Origin of the sequence: Brevibacillus porteri, assembly GCF_003013475.1 — a bacterium.
Taxonomy (GTDB): Bacteria; Bacillota; Bacilli; order Brevibacillales; family Brevibacillaceae; genus Brevibacillus; species Brevibacillus porteri.
This window is the reverse complement of sequence record NZ_PXZO01000048.1, coordinates 49,094-65,690: the sequence shown is the minus strand read 5'-3', so window position 1 is coordinate 65,690 and position 16,597 is coordinate 49,094. Positions and strand designations below refer to the sequence as shown.

The 16,597-nt window shown below is 46.0% G+C and carries 16 protein-coding genes; 11 read left to right on the top strand and 5 right to left on the bottom strand.

Features of this window, described 5'->3' with window-relative positions:
- Nucleotides 1-132: 132 nt before the first annotated feature.
- Nucleotides 133-1,248 (bottom strand): histidinol-phosphate transaminase, encoded by a 1,116-nt coding sequence (gene hisC / locus C7R92_RS23230; RefSeq protein WP_106835803.1) that lies wholly within the window; start codon nt 1,246-1,248, stop codon nt 133-135.
- 229 nt (nt 1,249-1,477) lie between these two features.
- Here hisC and C7R92_RS23225 point away from each other — a divergent pair, with 229 nt between their 5' ends.
- The 9 genes from C7R92_RS23225 (at nt 1,478) to C7R92_RS23185 (ending at nt 9,851) form a co-directional block, all read left to right on the top strand.
- Complete coding sequence (locus tag C7R92_RS23225) at nt 1,478-2,935, top strand: aminotransferase class I/II-fold pyridoxal phosphate-dependent enzyme (protein WP_106835809.1); 1,458 nt, start codon at nt 1,478-1,480, stop codon at nt 2,933-2,935.
- A 200-nt stretch (nt 2,936-3,135) separates the two neighbouring features.
- Entirely contained in the window at nt 3,136-4,041 is a 906-nt protein-coding gene (cyoA, locus tag C7R92_RS23220) for a ubiquinol oxidase subunit II (protein ID WP_106835802.1), read from the top strand.
- Nucleotides 4,042-4,077: 36 nt separating this feature from the next.
- On the top strand, nt 4,078-6,051 hold the full coding sequence (locus C7R92_RS23215; RefSeq protein ID WP_106835801.1) for a cbb3-type cytochrome c oxidase subunit I: 1,974 nt from the start codon (nt 4,078-4,080) through the stop codon (nt 6,049-6,051).
- Nucleotides 6,051-6,647 (top strand): cytochrome o ubiquinol oxidase subunit III, encoded by a 597-nt coding sequence (gene cyoC / locus C7R92_RS23210; protein WP_069851660.1) that lies wholly within the window; start codon nt 6,051-6,053, stop codon nt 6,645-6,647. Before C7R92_RS23215 ends, cyoC begins: the two co-directional genes overlap by 1 nt.
- Nucleotides 6,648-6,980, top strand: coding sequence for a cytochrome o ubiquinol oxidase subunit IV (cyoD, locus tag C7R92_RS23205; protein WP_106835800.1), 333 nt, complete (start codon nt 6,648-6,650; stop codon nt 6,978-6,980). It abuts the gene before it with no gap.
- A 28-nt stretch (nt 6,981-7,008) separates the two neighbouring features.
- Nucleotides 7,009-7,875, top strand: coding sequence for a heme o synthase (gene cyoE / locus C7R92_RS23200; RefSeq protein ID WP_069851662.1), 867 nt, complete (start codon nt 7,009-7,011; stop codon nt 7,873-7,875).
- Nucleotides 7,876-7,911: 36 nt separating this feature from the next.
- Complete coding sequence (locus tag C7R92_RS23195; RefSeq protein ID WP_106835799.1) at nt 7,912-8,238, top strand: c-type cytochrome; 327 nt, start codon at nt 7,912-7,914, stop codon at nt 8,236-8,238.
- 15 nt (nt 8,239-8,253) lie between these two features.
- The gene (locus tag C7R92_RS23190; RefSeq protein ID WP_106835798.1) at nt 8,254-8,826 is read left to right on the top strand and encodes an SCO family protein; all 573 of its coding nucleotides are present in this window, start codon (nt 8,254-8,256) and stop codon (nt 8,824-8,826) included.
- Nucleotides 8,827-8,894: 68 nt separating this feature from the next.
- Entirely contained in the window at nt 8,895-9,851 is a 957-nt protein-coding gene (locus C7R92_RS23185) for a carbon-nitrogen hydrolase family protein (protein ID WP_106835797.1), read from the top strand.
- 308 nt (nt 9,852-10,159) lie between these two features.
- Here the strand turns inward: C7R92_RS23185 and pdxR are convergent, their stop codons facing one another.
- Nucleotides 10,160-11,623 carry a MocR-like pyridoxine biosynthesis transcription factor PdxR gene (gene pdxR / locus C7R92_RS23180; protein ID WP_069851672.1) on the bottom strand — a complete coding sequence of 488 codons (1,464 nt, stop codon included), beginning with the start codon at nt 11,621-11,623 and terminating at the stop codon, nt 10,160-10,162.
- A gap of 264 nt (nt 11,624-11,887) precedes the next feature.
- Here pdxR and C7R92_RS23175 point away from each other — a divergent pair, with 264 nt between their 5' ends.
- Nucleotides 11,888-12,400 (top strand): DUF2165 family protein, encoded by a 513-nt coding sequence (locus tag C7R92_RS23175; protein ID WP_244195802.1) that lies wholly within the window; start codon nt 11,888-11,890, stop codon nt 12,398-12,400.
- Nucleotides 12,401-12,474: 74 nt separating this feature from the next.
- Here the strand turns inward: C7R92_RS23175 and C7R92_RS23170 are convergent, their stop codons facing one another.
- The gene (locus C7R92_RS23170; protein WP_106835796.1) at nt 12,475-13,332 is read right to left on the bottom strand and encodes an SDR family NAD(P)-dependent oxidoreductase; all 858 of its coding nucleotides are present in this window, start codon (nt 13,330-13,332) and stop codon (nt 12,475-12,477) included.
- A 159-nt stretch (nt 13,333-13,491) separates the two neighbouring features.
- On the opposite strand from C7R92_RS23170, the gene C7R92_RS23165 reads away from it, so the two are divergent.
- Nucleotides 13,492-14,274, top strand: coding sequence for a tetratricopeptide repeat protein (locus C7R92_RS23165; protein ID WP_106835795.1), 783 nt, complete (start codon nt 13,492-13,494; stop codon nt 14,272-14,274).
- A 54-nt stretch (nt 14,275-14,328) separates the two neighbouring features.
- Here the strand turns inward: C7R92_RS23165 and C7R92_RS23160 are convergent, their stop codons facing one another.
- Both C7R92_RS23160 and C7R92_RS23155 read right to left on the bottom strand, forming a co-directional pair.
- On the bottom strand, nt 14,329-14,997 hold the full coding sequence (locus tag C7R92_RS23160; protein WP_106835794.1) for a hypothetical protein: 669 nt from the start codon (nt 14,995-14,997) through the stop codon (nt 14,329-14,331).
- A 201-nt stretch (nt 14,998-15,198) separates the two neighbouring features.
- Complete coding sequence (locus C7R92_RS23155; RefSeq protein WP_106835793.1) at nt 15,199-16,515, bottom strand: MBL fold metallo-hydrolase; 1,317 nt, start codon at nt 16,513-16,515, stop codon at nt 15,199-15,201.
- Nucleotides 16,516-16,597: the final 82 nt, after the last annotated feature.

Genomic DNA, 16,597 nt, shown 5'->3' with positions numbered 1-16,597 from the left:
CTTCGGATGGAAATGACTGGGGAATTTTCATTCAGTATAGTATTGGTGACGGGTAAACACAAGAATAATCCAGCTTCATAAACACTTTGCAAAAGCAAAAACACCGGACATTTTCTATCCGGTGTTTTTTGTTTATTTTCCTACGGTAAGCAATAGCTCACGGAGGTTTTGTATGAGAATTTGATTTTCTTCCAGCGTACCTACACTGATTCGAATATGCTCCGGTAACCCCCAAGTGTCTCCGTAACGCAAAATGATTCCTCTTTCCAGCAGCTCTTGATAAATCCTACCCGCATTTGGCCCCCATTTTACCAAGATAAAATTAGACATACTCACGGTATAGGGGATATTCATTTCATCGAATGCATCATACAGCTGCTTGCGGCCTTTGGTGTTTTCCGTAAGGGATTTTTCAAAATGCTCCACGTCCCCAAGGGCGGTAATTGCGGCTGTTTGTGCCAAAGAATTGACGTTAAACGGCTCTTTTACTTTCAGGATTTTTTGGATCACGGATGGGTGAGCGACACCAAATCCGACGCGAATACCGGCAAGCGCGTAAATTTTCGAGAAGGTTTGCAAGACGAGAACAGGATATCCTTGGCGGACAAATTCAATACCCGATGTGTAATCGTCAGTCGTCGCATAGTGACTGTAAGCAGCGTCGAGTACCACAAGCACCCCATCTGGCAATTGGTCTAGCAATGCCGTCAAGTCCTGACGAGACAAATAGGTGCCTGTCGGGTTGTTAGGGGAACAAAGGTAGATTAGCTTTGTTCGAGCCGTAATGGCTGCCAAAATAGCGGAAACATTGAAGGCATAATCGGCCTCAAGTGGAACCGTTTTGATGACAGCGCCCATGAGATGTGCGCCGAATTCATATTCACTAAAGGTCGGCGAAGGCACGACGATTTCGTCCTCGTGCTCCAAATAGGTTTCGGACATGAGCTTGATCAGTTCGTCACCGCCATTTGTGACGATTAAATGCTCCCGACTTAACTCAAGATGATCAGCCAAGTGCTCTTTCAGCGTCGTTGTATGGGCATCCGGGTAACGATGCAGCTCTGGGAGCGCACCGAGAATGGCGCGGATGATTTTAGGGGATGGGCCGAGTGGATTTTCATTTGAGGCTAATTTAATGATAGAAGAGAGTCCGTACATTTTTTTAATCTCCCAAATCGGCATTCCAGGTTGATAGGATTGTATCTTTTCTAGTGCTTTTCGCGATTGTGTCGTGGGCAGTTGTTTCATCTATATGGCCTCCAAAACTTCATGGTAGCAACACTGTAAGTGAAATATCCAACAGTGTAACCAGCCAATTCGTGAAAGATGAAACAGACCAATTACGAGGATGGACACAAATTGGATGGTTCATAAAAGTCAAGATTGGATCATGAAGGAAGGAGCCGCTTATTTTATAATCAGCCCAGAAACATCACTCATTCAAACAACACGGAAGGATAGTGAGGTGGGAAAAATGTTGATTCAAGGGCAAACGCCGCTCTTTAACGGGCTGAGAAAGCATGCCCAGAAGAATCCAATCCAATTCCATATACCAGGTCATAAGAAAGGGAAAGGGATGGATCCTGAATTTCGATGGTTCATGGGAAAAAATGCACTTTCCATCGATTTGATTAACATTGAACCATTAGACGATTTGCATCAACCAAAAGGAATTATCAAGCAAGCGCAGGAATTGGCTGCTGAAGCCTTTGGCGCTGATCACACCATATTTTCTGTTCAAGGCACGAGCGGAGTCATTATGACCATGATTATGGCGGTATGTAATCCCGGTGATAAGATCATCGTGCCACGGAATGTACACAAATCAATCATGAGCGGAATTGTTTTATCCGGTGCGACTCCTATCTTTTTACATCCAGAAATAGACCCTGTCTTCGGGATCTCGCATGGAATCACACCGCAAGCTGTGGAAAAAGCATTGGAACAGCATCCTGATGCAAAGGCAGTTCTAGTCATCAATCCAACCTATTTCGGAATTGCTGGTGACTTGAAGAGTATCGTTCAAATTGCGCATGCCAGAGGAGTGCCCGTACTCGTAGATGAAGCACATGGCTCACATGTTCACTTCCATCCCAAGCTTCCACTCTCAGCGATGCAAGCTGGTGCAGATATGGCAGCAAGCAGTATGCATAAATTAGGAGGCTCTCTGACGCAGAGTTCGTTGTTGAACATTCAGGGAAATCTTGTTTCGATTCAGCGTGTACAAGCTATCTATAGCATGCTCACTACGACATCCACTTCCTATTTACTGCTCGCTTCGCTCGATGTGGCGAGAAAGCGGTTGGTGACATCCGGGAAAGCGCTATTGGATCAAACGATTCAGCTGGCAAACGAAGCACGAGCACAAATCAATAAAATTAATTATTTGTACTGCATCGGAAGAGAAATTATCGGGACAAATGGAGCGTTTGCTCATGATCCGACCAAGCTGGTCATCTCGGTAAAAGACCTCGGCATTACGGGGTATGAAGCTGAAAAATGGCTTCGTGATCGCTATAACATTGAAGTAGAGCTATCTGACCTATACAACATCGTTTGTATTATCACACCAAGTGATACGAAAGAAGATTTGCAAATCCTTGTCTATGCCTTGGAGGAGCTGGCTGCTGGGGCCGGGGATCAAGGAAACAGAAAAATCCGCCCGAAAATGCAGCTTCCCAAAATGCCGGTACTGGCTGTCACCCCGCGAGATGCATTTTACGCACCGACGGAGATGATTCCCGTCGAACAATCCGTGGGAAGAATCATCGCGGAGTTTGTCATGGTATATCCACCAGGTATTCCGATTTTTATCCCGGGTGAGATCATTTCGGAAGAGAACCTCATCTATACGAAGAAAAACATCGAGGCAGGTTTACCTGTACAAGGCTTTGAAGACCCCACGCTACAAACCATACGTGTTATCAAGGAATAACCAAACAATAGGAGGAAAGGCCGCCTTGGGGTGGCCTCTTTCTTTTTATGTCCAAAAAGTGTCCAAAATGAAGCGGATTCTTGAACATGGCTGGTTAATCCACTTTGTCATTGGCTGGTGACACTCCATTGGTCCGGCTTTAGAGTAAGACTTGTTTCAATAGTACCCCGTGCATGGTGATAGGAGATGAGGACAAGGACATGAAGACGTCCAAGACAGTACGCTGTATGTCATTTTTGTTCATGTTCATCCTGCTGTTCTTGACGACCGGTTGCGCTGATAACTATATCGTGCTCGATCCGAAAGGACCCATTGGTGAACAGCAAAAGGACTTAGTGATTTTATCCACGCTTTTAACGTTAATTGTGATTGTTCCTGTACTAATTCTTACTTTTGTCATTGTATGGCGATACCGTGACAGAGAAGGAAGAAAGGCGAAGTACACGCCTAATTGGGAACACAGTACGAAACTGGAAATCATTTGGTGGGGCATTCCCATCATCATTATTACGTTAATTGGGATCGTGACAGTTCAGTACACGTATTCTTTGGAGCCATCTAAACCGTTGGAATCCGAGAAGAAACCGATCACGATTCAAGTGACGAATTTGGATTGGAAGTGGCTGTTCCAATATCCTGAACAAGGCATTGCCACTGTGAACTACGTACAATTCCCAGAGGATACGCCAGTACGCTTTGAAGTGACATCTGACGCCCCGATGAATTCATTCTGGATTCCACAGCTTGGCGGTCAGATTTATGCCATGTCCGGCATGTCTATGACTCTCTACCTGCAAGCAGATGAGCAGGGTGAGTACATGGGATCTGGTGCGAACTTTACCGGAAAAGAATTTGCGAGGATGTTCTTTACAGCGAATGCGACTTCCCAAGAAGACTTTGATCAATGGGTGAATCAGGTGAAAAATACTTCCCCTGGGCTGACGTTGGATGGTTACAAAGAGCTGACCAAACAAGGAACATCGGACGTACGCTATTTCTCCGCTTTCCCTGAAGGATTGTACGAGATGACTGTGACCAAGTATGCTGCTTCACACAATCACGGCTTATCTACGAGAGTGCAACCGCCAGCGCGGGTGAAAGAATAGTCGGTTGAAATTGAAAGAGGGAGGAGAGAGACAACGATGTGGGAGAGTGTGAAAGAATTCGCCTCTGAATTTTTCGTAACAGGCGATCCACTTATTTACGGTGCGGACGTCAGCATTGTGCTTAGTATCATCGCAATCGTATCGGTGCTGACTTACTTTAAAAAATGGGGATGGCTCTGGCGCGAATGGCTGACAACTGTCGATCACAAGAAGATCGGTATCATGTACATTCTCGCTTCCGTTCTCATGCTGTTTCGAGGAGGGGTAGATGCTCTCCTGATGCGGGCTCAGCTCGCTATGCCTGATATGCAGTTTTTGAGTGGGGATCACTACAACCAGATTTTTACGACGCATGGCGTCATTATGATTCTGTTTATGGCGATGCCCCTCATGTTTGGCTTGTTCAATGTCATCGTGCCGCTGCAACTCGGTGCACGTGACGTAGCCTTTCCGTTTTTGAATGCGCTCAGCTTCTGGCTGTTTTTCTCAGGGGCGATGCTGTTTAACTTGTCCTTCGTCATTGGGGGTTCCCCGGATGCAGGATGGCTGGCTTATCCGCCGTATTCGGAGTTAGCCTTTAACCCGGGACCAGGTCAGGATTTCTACATTTGGGGAATTCAGATCTCGGGTATAGGTAGTTTGATGACCGGGATTAACTTTATTGTGACGATTTTGAAAGTGCGTGCTCCTGGTATGACGTTGATGAAAATGCCGATGTTTTCCTGGTCAGTTTTGTCGAGTTGTATCGCAATCGTTTTCGCATTCCCAATCTTGACTGTTACATTGGCACTGCTGTTTATCGACCGCTATTTGGGTGGGCATTTCTTTACTTTGGATGGCGGCGGTAACCCGATGATGTACATCAACTTGATTTGGATGTGGGGTCACCCGGAAGTTTACATTATCGTTCTGCCAGCGTTCGGGATTTTCTCCGAGATCGTGGCGACGTTCTCTCGGAAAAAGCTGTTTGGTTACAAATCCATGGTGTTTGCCATGATCATCATTAGCGTTCTGTCGTTCCTCGTATGGGCGCACCATTTCTTCACAATGGGCTCCGGTGCCGACGTCAATGCGTTCTTCGCGGTCACGACGATGCTGATTGCGATTCCGACGGGTGTGAAAGTGTTTAACTGGTTGTTTACGATGTTCCGAGGAAAAATTACGTTTGAAACGCCGATGCTGTGGACGGTCGGGATTATCCCGAACTTTGTCATCGGTGGGATGACGGGTGTACTTCTATCCGTGGCACCTGCTGACTTCCAGTATCACAATAGCTACTTCCTCGTTGCCCACTTCCACCAGGTAATTATTGCGGGTGTCGTGTTTGGATTCTTCGCGGGCTTGTATTACTGGTGGCCGAAGATTTTCGGCTTCAAGCTGAATGAGCGTATTGGCCGTTGGGCTTTCTGGCTGTGGAACATCGGGTTCTATCTATGCTTCATGCCGCAATACGCGCTGGGCTTGATGGGAATGACGCGTCGTCTTTATTCGTACGGCTGGGACAAAGGCTGGTTCGAAATGAACCTGGTATCGACGATCGGTGCCGTAATCATGGGTGTTGCCTTCCTTGTCCAAATTTGGGACATTGCACACAGCCTCAAGAACATGAAGAGAGATACAACAGGAGATCCATGGAATGCTCGCACATTGGAGTGGTCGATTCCTTCTCCAGCTCCGTTCTATAACTTTGCCGTAATGCCACAGGTAACGTCTCAAGATGATTGGCATGAAAGAAAGCTGCGCATCGAGCAAGGCTTGGAAAAGCCGGCGAAAGTAGAGCTGGAACCGATTCATATGCCGAAAAACTCCGGTATTCCAATCGTGATGTCCATGTTCTGGTTCTTTGTCGGATTCGGTTTGATTTTTGACTGGTTATGGATGGCTGTACCAGGGTTTATCGGGGTACTTGCGTGTATGGTTGTTCACTCGTTTAACTACGACACGGACTATTACGTTACGGTGGAAGAGATTAAACGTACAGAGGCTGAAGCAGGGAGGGTGATTACGTAATGGCTAATGTGAATGCTGGACATCATGATCATCATCCAGACCAAGAGGAGTTGCGCACGTTTGCCTTTTGGATCTACCTCATGACGGATGTTATCTTATTCGCTACCTTGTTTGCGACGTATATCGTACTGCAAGGAAATACGGATGGTGGACCAGGTCCAAAAGATTTGTTTCAAATGAATGGTATTTACGCGAGTACGTTTATTTTGCTGACCAGTAGCTTTACGAGCGGTCTTGCCATTCTCGCGATGAATAAAGGCAATCGTCTTGCATTGATGAACTGGCTGGGAGTTACCGTATTTTTGGGAGCATCCTTCTTGTTCCTGGAAATCAACGAGTTCATGCACCTCGTAAGCGAAGGGGCAACGATTAGCACGAGTGCTTTCTGGACCGCCTTTTACACATTGGTAGGAACGCATGGATTGCACGTGGCTCTCGGATTAGGATGGATGATCATCCTGATTATGCAAATCGCGAAGCGCGGTATTACACCAGTGACCAAGCGAAAAGTAAACATCATCAGCTTGTTCTGGCATTTCCTTGATGTTGTTTGGATTTTCGTCTTCACCATCGTGTATGTGATGGGGGTGAATTAATTGAGCAAGCAATCTGTGCATGGCACGACAGAACAACACGGCGGTCATGGTTCCCTGAAATCGTATGTGATCGGTTTCGCCTTGTCGCTTGTACTCACTATCATTCCCATTCTAGCCCTAGAGAACGGTTGGTTGGATAGTGATAAGAGACTCATCATCTATTTAGTAGCGGCTCTGTTCCAGTTTATTGTCCAGTTATTCTTCTTCATGCATCTGAAAGAAGAGGATAAACCACGCTACAACTTGATGTCGCTCTTACTCGGGCTGTTTATCGTATTCCTCATCGTGATCGGTTCGATTTGGATCATGATGTACAACATGGTCGCTCTATAATGACCAACATTTTGTCGGGGGGTTGGAGATGCTAGCAGATTGGATACAGCTCACCAAGCCCCGAATTCTTCAACTCAATCTGGTAGCGGCATTCGGCGGGTATTGGGTAGCGAGTAAGTGGGAGCCGGATTGGATGCTTTTGTTATGGCTGATGATTGGTACCACACTCACAATGGCTTCGTCCTGCGTGTTAAATAACATTTGGGACTGGCAGCTTGACCAAAAAATGACCCGTACGAAAGACCGGCCACTTGCTACTGGACGACTGAAACCTGGGGGCGTACTGCTGTACGCCCTGGTTCTCGGTCTTGTAGGAGAGCTGGTGCTATTTTATAAAGTCAATGCGCTAGTAGGTTGGCTCGGATTATTCGGGATGATCGTATACGTAGTCGTTTACACGATGTGGCTCAAAAGAACGTCCACTTGGAGCACGTCCATTGGTGGAGTGTCCGGGGCAATGCCGCCTGTGATGGGGTATTGTGCCTATACGAATGAGATTGACGCAGGAGCGTGGCTTTTGTTCGCTTTGCTCTTCTTGTGGCAGCCTGCTCATTTCTGGTCGCTTGCCATTAGACGTGTAGATGAGTATACAGCAGCTGGATTTCCTCTCCTCCCGGTAATGAAGGGGATCAAGCGGACCAAGCTGCAAATGATTCCGTACGTGGTTTTGCTATTGCCAACGGTAACGATTATGTATGTGTTGGGTTACGTAGGGATTATCTTTTTCGCTGTTTCCTTCCTATTCGGAATGGTATGGATGGGGCATACGATTATTGGGATTGTGTCGGAGAATACGGAAAAATGGGCGAAGACGAATTTTTTCATCTCGATTCATTATTTGATGATTGTGTTTGTGTGCATGGTAGTGGATACGACAGGCCGTCCCTTTTTGTAAGGGATAGTCATTCCCGTAGGAAGGGTAGGGAGTTCCATGAAAGCTATCAAGTATCTAATGATCGGTTCTCTGTTCTTGCTCGTAACTGCATGCGGCAGTGGTGCAACAGAAGAACAAGCAGAAGTTGCAGATGCAGATAAAAGTGCGATGAAGCTATACAAAAATAATTGCATGAGCTGTCACGGTAACGATTTATCCGGTAGGGTGGGTCCAGGCTTGCAGCAAGTTGGCTCGAAAATGACGGAGGAAAAACTCGTTGAAATAATTACGGTCGGCGCAAATGGCATGCCTGGTTATGAAAATGTACTCAGCGCCGAAGAAGTCGGCCAGTTAGCGAAGTGGCTCTCTGAGAAAAAGGAATAGGAGAGGAGCGGTACAATGAAAAAAACAGCTTGGTTGATCATGCTCAGTATCCTGATGGTTTTGGTAACTGCGTGTGGTCCAGCAAGATATGATTACAACTATCCGGTTAATGAATTTGCTTATACGGACCAGAAAGGGAAGCCTTTTTCATCGAAAGACCTGGAAAATAAGGTATGGGTTGCTAACTTTGTCTTTACTTATTGTGGAACCGTTTGTCCTACGATGACAGCAAACATGGCTGAATTGCAGAAAAAAGCAAAAGAAGCTGGCGTTGATGTGCAGTTTGTTTCCTTCTCGGTTGATCCAGAAAGAGATACGCCAGAGGCATTGAAGTCATATCTGGGTAAATTCAATGCTGACTTCTCCAATTGGCATGCATTGACTGGCTATGGATTTGATGAGATCAAAACGTTTATTCTCAAGTCATTTAAGACTCCAATAGAAAAGGACCCTAATTCCGATCAAATCATCCACGACACGTTTTTATACTTGGTCGATCAAAAGGGAACAGTGGTTAACCGTTATGAAGGAATGACGGACGTGCCTTACAATCAAATTATCGAGGATATGAAAGCGTTGCAGGAGTAGGGGAGCCAGTCGGGTACGCCGAATAATAGGAAAGTAAGACAGATTCTCTATTTGGGAGGGGATGTAACATGTCAATTCAGCAACATAACGTACGAGTAGCAGTTGTTCAAGCTGCTTCGGTCATAATGGATCGTGATGGAAGTACGGAAAGGGCGGTTTCACTGACATTGGAAGCAGGCGAAAAAGGAGCGAAAATCGTTGTTTTTCCCGAAGCTTTTATCCCTGCGTATCCGAGAGGCCTTACTTTTGGGACAAAAGTAGGCAGTCGTTCCCCTGAGGGGCGTAAAGACTGGTTTCGTTATTGGGACAATTCGATTGTCGTCCCGAGTGAAGAGACAGACAAGCTCGGGGAGGCAGCACGCAAAGCTGGCGTGTATCTCGTCATTGGTGTGATCGAAAGAGACAATGAAAATAGCGGCGGCACCTTATATTGTTCCGTCTTATTTTTTGGTCCTGATGGTGAGTTGCTCGGCGTGCATCGCAAGCTGAAGCCGACTGCATCCGAACGGTTGATTTGGGGCGAAGGGGACGGAAGTACTTTGCCGGTATTCGATACTCCTTACGGTAAGATCGGGGCCCTGATTTGTTGGGAGAATTATATGCCGTTAGCGCGAGCAGCGATGTATGCAAAAGGCGTTCAAATCTATATCGCACCTACAGCTGATGCGAGGGATGCATGGCAAGCTACCATCCGCCATATCGCATTGGAAGGCAGATGCTTCGTCTTATCGAGCAATCAGTACGTAACAAAAGATATGTATCCAACTGATTTGGCCTGCTACGACGATCTTGCCTCTTCGCCAGACGAGATGAGCAGAGGTGGAAGTGCGATTGTGGGGCCCTTGGGTGACTATATCGTCGAGCCTGTTTTTGGTCGGGAGGAGATTCTCTACGCTGATCTGGACATTCGCGATATCGCTTATAGCCAATTCGATTTTGATGTCGTTGGACATTACTCGCGACCGGATGTTTTTACGTTGTTGGTGAATGAAGAGAAAAAAGAGAATGTGAAGTGGATGAAATAAGTCCGTTTTTAAAATGCAGAAGACCTCCAGTGCTTGATAAAAGCGGTGGAGGTCTATTTTGTAGTTGCTGTAGTGGGGGAAGAAGCTTTAGCAATACTTGCAGGTCAATGCAAGTAGTAAAATCGTGAACCGAAGCTTCCATGCTCTAACCTGCAAATCTGTTTTAAAGTTTGAAATAAACAAAAGCTGTACGAAAGTTCCTGTCATATGTTTGGAAGGAGACCGCCCGAACGTAGAGAGGATACAGGCGACTGGAAAACATGTGGCAGGGCTTCCCCCGACCACAATCGTTGGCGGACCAGCATCTTTTAGGTCAAAATAGCCTTCAAAGCAGCCGCAAATTTAGTGACACCAAGCGTAATTTCCTCTTCTTTTGGTCGTGCAAAGGTAAAGCGAATGTAGCCGGAGTCTGAACCATACACACTGCCTGGCACAAAAACGACGCCTCTGCGAAGGGCTTCTTCAAATAATTGGTTGTCGTTCACATCCGGGTTAATTTTACACCACAAATGTAATCCGCCTTGGGGAACGGTGAAAGACAGCTCATTGGGCAGCTCTTTTTGCAGTGCCTCCACAAGCAAATCTCTTCTGTACTGTAGATGCATACGTAATCGCTCTAAATGTGGCAAGAAGTTATCGGAATGCAAAAACTGGGCAGCGATTTTTTGTGGCACCACGCTCAGGCCAAAATCCATCTGTTGGCGGGCATCTGCCAAACGTTCGACAACGGAATGAGGTGCTACCATCCAACCGACTCGTAAACCGGATGCAGCAATTTTGGAAAAGGAACCAATGTAGACAACGGAGCCAAGCTGATCCAATGATTTGAGTGGCAGGGGAGGCTTGCCGTCATAGGAAGTCAAACTGAAAGGATCGTCCTCGACAATCGGAAGACCGAGTTCGCTTGCTACATCCAACAGCTGCGTGCGCCGAGTGGGATCAAGACAAACCCCTGTCGGGTTTTGAAAAGTAGGATTGATAAAGATCATCTTGATCCGATGTTTTTTATACAAGGCTCGAATATCTTCTGGATCGATACCGTTATTGCTGACAGGAAGGCGGAACAGACGAAGGCCAGCAGATTGAAACATAGGCAACGAGTAACAATAAGAGGGATCTTCGATGGCAACTGCATCGCCGGGTGCAAGCAGACATTGTGTGATCAAATACAGAGATTGTTGAGAACCCGACGTGATGAGAATGGAAGAGTCGGTTGTCTGCACATTCCGATATCGTGACAAATACGAGACCAGCTCTTCACGCAAAGGCGTAAAGCCTTGTGGATTGTCGTATCCCAAATATTCGGTGAAGGGGTTTTCCTTCATCAGGGTACTGATTTCCGTGCCTGGTGAGAGCTGGGAAGACAATTCTCCACTCGCAAAATCGATGAGGCTGCTGTCTTTTTGCAAGGCCTCTCTGATCCGCCGCAGATAAGACAAATTCGGGAGGAATTGACCACCTTCTACATATCGATGCCAGTTCGGTGTATGCTTCGGAGTTGCCTCCCATTTATTTTTACTCACACGAGTACCGCTTCCTGTTCTGCTCTCGATGATGCCTAATGCCCGAAGTTCCTCGTACGCTAAAATAACAGTGCTTCGGTTTACCCCTAATTGCTCAGCCAATTTTCTCTCAGAAGGGAGCAGGCTCCCAGGGGGGAACTCTCCATATGAAATTCTGCGTTCAATCTCATCGGCTATTTGGTGGTATAGTGTTTGACTGCTCGACCGATCAGGCTTCCAAATGATAATCACAACCTTGCACATATTCATTGTTTGTTATATGGGGGGAATCCATTTCATCATAACATTGTTAAGAAAAATACATGTGACAAAACCGTTCCAAACTGTTGAACATGGATGGGTAAAAAAATGATGAATTGGATGGTTTCATTTCCGAATGAGTATGATTAGGTTTCCATCTGGTGGTGATGAATACTCGTGATGAAAATAGATAGATTTTTCTTGCAAAGAGAAAGGGTGTGTCAATCCAATCGAGAATGAGTAAAGACACAAAGCGAGGGAAAAGAGGCGTGATTGGCATTGAGTAATTTGACGTTACGGTATTTAAAGGTTTTAGTTGTAGCACTATCCGCAGCATTTGGGACGTCCATTTTCTTAGGGAATCTTATGGACTACCATTCCAATTATCAATTTGTTCAACATGTTCTGTCCATGGATACCACGTTTGAGGGTAACGCACTTATGTGGCGAGCGATTACTGATCCTACTGCTCACACCATAGCTTATATCGGAATCATCATTGCGGAAGGATTGTTCTCAGTTTTTGGTTGGATCGCTACAGGAAATATGCTGCGGAATGTAAAGAAGGATGCAAAAACGTTCAATAACTCTAAAACATTCGCATACATCGCTTACATGGTTGCTTTTTGTATCTGGTTTTTCGGATTTGCAATTGTAGGCGCAGAGTGGTTCGCCATGTGGCAATCACAAGTATGGAATGGTCAGCAGGTAGCGTTTAACATTACAGAGGTGATGATTGGATTCTTGATTTTGGTTTCTTTACGAGATCGAGAATTAACAGAATAGGTAATAGGTAAAACAAAAGCCACGTTCCTTTGAGAGCGTGGCTTTTTGGTTTGAATCGCATTTTTCGTTGGGAGTTAAATATGCGAGGGAATCACGAATGTCGGGTTATGCTGGTTCAAAATATCTTCCATTCGCTGACGCACAGTCTCTTTATACGAGGGATCTGGCAAAATGTAAAAGCGATTGCTCTTGATCGCCAGGAAGGTGTGATCAGCTACTTCTTTCGGAGAAATTCCTTGCTCGACACCTGAACGAATGAACTGGTCGATGGCGGTGGTCATTGGTGAGGGCTCCACGATATCTCCTGGTTTGCTGTACTCGGCTGGACGATTGCGATGGGCGTCACATATTTGCGTCTGAACAAAGCCGGGGCATAAAACGGAAACACCGATTTTGGCTTGGATCATTTTCAATTCGTGGTAGAGGGTTTCCGACAGACTGACTAGCGCATGCTTACTTACACGATAAATGCTATTCCCTGGTCCGGACTCAAGGCCAGCGAGAGAGGCGGTGTTCACGATGTGGCATTCAGTCCCTTGTTTTAACATCATGGGTACGAAAATTTGTGTAGCGTGAATGGCTCCCCACAAGTTCACATTCATGACCCATTGCCAATCAGCGAGGGTGCTTTGCCAGCTTGTCGAGCCTGCCCCAACCCCTGCATTGTTGAACAATAGATGGACAGCACCGAACGAGTCTAGCGTTTTCTGTGCAAGCTTCTGGATATCTTTTTCTTTGCTAACGTCCGTTACAACCGCGAGGACAGTTGCTCCTGTTGCCTTTAACTCCTGCTCTACTCGTTGGAGCGCCGCTACTTCTACATCGGTAAGAACTACCTTCATCTGCTCCTCAGCACAGCGCATTGCCAATGCGCGACCAATACCGCTGGCGGCTCCAGTAATAACGGCTACTTTGTTTTCAAACTGGTTCATGATAGGCCTCCTTCAAAAAAATCAAACATCCGTAATTGTTGTTTTGATTATAATAGACAATTAAACGAAATGTCTATTTTTATTTGTGAGCGAGTGCAATCGTGGATACTGAGAGCATGTGGTGAAAAAAGTAGCATATATTTTGATGAGACTGGAAAGATGGGTGAGACTAATATGAAGCGAATCGGAACGCAGCATTGGAGCATCATAAAGAGCTTGTTACCTCCTACGGCAGAACTAGTAGTCATGCCAAAGCCGCACGATCAACCAGCCGTTATCATCGCTGATCTCGATGGAGATAATCATCAGGAAATAGCCTGTGTTTATCGCAATCAAGGAGAAATGTACGTCATGATTGCCAAGCAGGATGAGAATCGCTGGCATCCAATCGGCAATTTCAAAGGACAAGGTTATACGGTTTCCGATTTATTGGCTGCTCCTATTGTCGATGCTCAAATGAATAGCTTATTGATTGGGTGGCAAATAGGCGGGGTATGGTCGAATATAGATATTTTACAGTGGACGGCGAATGGATTTATGCATATGCTCCATCAGGAGACACGAGCAAGCAGGGTTGAGGTGGAAGACATGCCGGGGTTTAATGGAACGGATGGCAACGCTGAGCTTGCGCTGTGGCTACATGATAGCGGAAAAGCGTTTCAAGTAGAGGTGTATAGGTGGGACGCAGGAAATCTGGTAATCGCAGACGATGTCTATCCCTATTATTTTCAGAAGATGGTTACCTACTATGAGTCTGTTCTTGAAGAGAGCGATTCGGCGAGGTATTGGTACTACCTGGGTGACGCGCAAAGAAAAGCAGGGATGCATGCTCAAGCTTTTCAATCCATCGAGCGAGCATTGCAGTTTCCCAATCCGTATCCTTCTCGGGAGGCTTTGCTTCGTCGGAAGAAAGAGTTGGATGCAGCAAAAAGAAAAAACTAAAAAAGCACCCATGGGAGGGTGCTTTTACTCTACGAGGGGGGGATCGTTGTTTCCTTATTGCACTTTATAAGACATCAAAATTTCTTGCGCAAGCGGCTTCCACTCTTCCATTTGTGCTTCGGTGCAATTGAAAGTGGTCATCAGCATTTTGCCATCGAGCTCTGTAAAGAAAATGAGGTTGTAAATTTTCGTATCAGCGCCAGGTGTCAGCAGTTCAAACACACCAACGTTTTTCCCGTTGATTTCGATTACTTCATCGCGATACCAGGTTGCATCTTTGTACAAATTGGAAAACGCTTTTTTCATCGGGTCTTTCATGTCTTTGATGAGGCTGTCCTCTAGAACAGGGGTTTCCGTATGACTAAACGCGATGTTAATGGTGCCTTTTTCATCGGTATAAATCAAGGAAGGGCGATTGTCCATTGGGTATTTTACTTTCGCCATCTCTTCAGACATGACAGTAAAGCCTTTTGGAATCAAGATTTCTACTTTGTCGTTCAGAACCTTTTTCGCTTCCAGCTTGTCGTTTGTTGTTGCAGTTGGCGCTTGTGCAGCAGAATCTGTTTTTGGCGCTTCAGTTGTTTTAGCAGCTTCTGTTGTTTTAGTAGCTTCTGTTGTTTGTGCTGCATTTTGCTCAGCTGGCTTTGTATCAGCTGGCTTGTTCGAACAAGCAGTGATAGCCAACATAGAGAGCAGCAAAGCTACGGATACTAGTTTTTTCATCTGAATAGATCCACCTTTTTATACATAATTGGAAATGTACGGAATTTCCTTTTCGATTCTATCATGGGGTGTATAATACTGGAAATACGAGAGGTTAATTTCGAAAATTCAAACAACAATCCTTCTCTCTTACACACTCAAGGTGACTAGGGCTAAATGCACCCATTTAGAAAACGGTAAAATGGGTGTATTTTCCTATTTTCATATATTGTGTGTCGCAATATAGCGGTTGCGAATCTTCTCTCCCAAATAATTTACCGCAAAACGGACAAACGTCCAGTTCCAACCCATATAAATACCGAAATTGTTCAACTGTGCAACATGCCCGAGCATGATAAAGCGCTTGAAACGGGCTTTCCGACCTTTTGGTGCTTGTAGTCTGCCATTGATGCGCAGTGTACTCCATCCCCACAAATGGGTGAAGCAATAATGCAGGGCCTCAGATGACAGTTCCACATCACAATCGAGTGGATCGCATGGGGATTCGATCAACCCATCTGCTAGGGAAAAGCGAAATGTCTTTTGATAGTCTGACAAATAAAAGGTAACGGGCCTAACGATAGAGAGAAACAGCGAATGATTATTTTTCCGAATCTGTTCCTTGAAGTCCAAGCCAGCCTCAAAAAGCTTGTTCCAGTCGATTTTGACAGAAGGAAGAAGAGTAGGAGAGGAAGCCATCTTCTCATAGTCGCGTGCGTAGAGAGCGAGCGCCTTTGCAGGATCATGAGCTTTATGTGGCGTCCACGTATCGCCGGGATACAAAATAATCGGTTCGGCATCCGTTTCTTCCTGTAGGAGGCGGTACACACTGTCTACTTTATTGATTGCATCGTTCATGTAATAGTTTTCGTCGTGACAAAACCAGGCGAAGCTGGCGAAGGGAACCACGTAGAGAGGCTGAAGGACTTCCACCTGTTTTCTCACCCGGGCGAGCTTTTCCATGGCTCGTTTTTTTCGGAGTAGGAAGTCTTCCTTGTTCCCCGCCCAGCCTGCATACGAGAATTGCGTCCATAACAGATCGATGTCACCGACATGGTTTAGGATATCCTTGGCTTCCTGTGTGGTGCTGACCTCGCAATCGTTCAGGTTCAGGATCGTCATGTCAGCTGTCTTGATGCACAGCCAGGAGTCGCCGACAGGAAACGGCCGACACAAGACAGAGACATCGTCGGACAAGGAGTACCATTCGTCCGGGGAGAGCTCAATGACTTGCTGAAAGCCAAAAGCACGGCACCATTCGATTACTTTTTTATCGGCTGACTGCTGGTAGAGGATTGTGATTCGCTTGCGATACTCCTCGGGTATGGTTCGCAGGCTCTGTGGATGAAAATGATCCGGATGCTCATGAGAAAACCATATATGCGTAATCTCGGCAAAATCCTCAGAGGTGAAGCGGGTCTTGGCTAACAAGCCCCAGCCGTTATCAAAGGCAGTTCCCGTAAGCCAAGGATCGGTCAATAATTTGATGGAATCGTGTTCCCATAGAAATGAAGCGTGGTTGACCATTTGAAATTTCATGTGAATTGTTCTCCCTATGTATACTAGCGATTTGCTAAAAGGGATGATCCTGCCGGGGAGAAAAACGTGACAGAAATTTGAA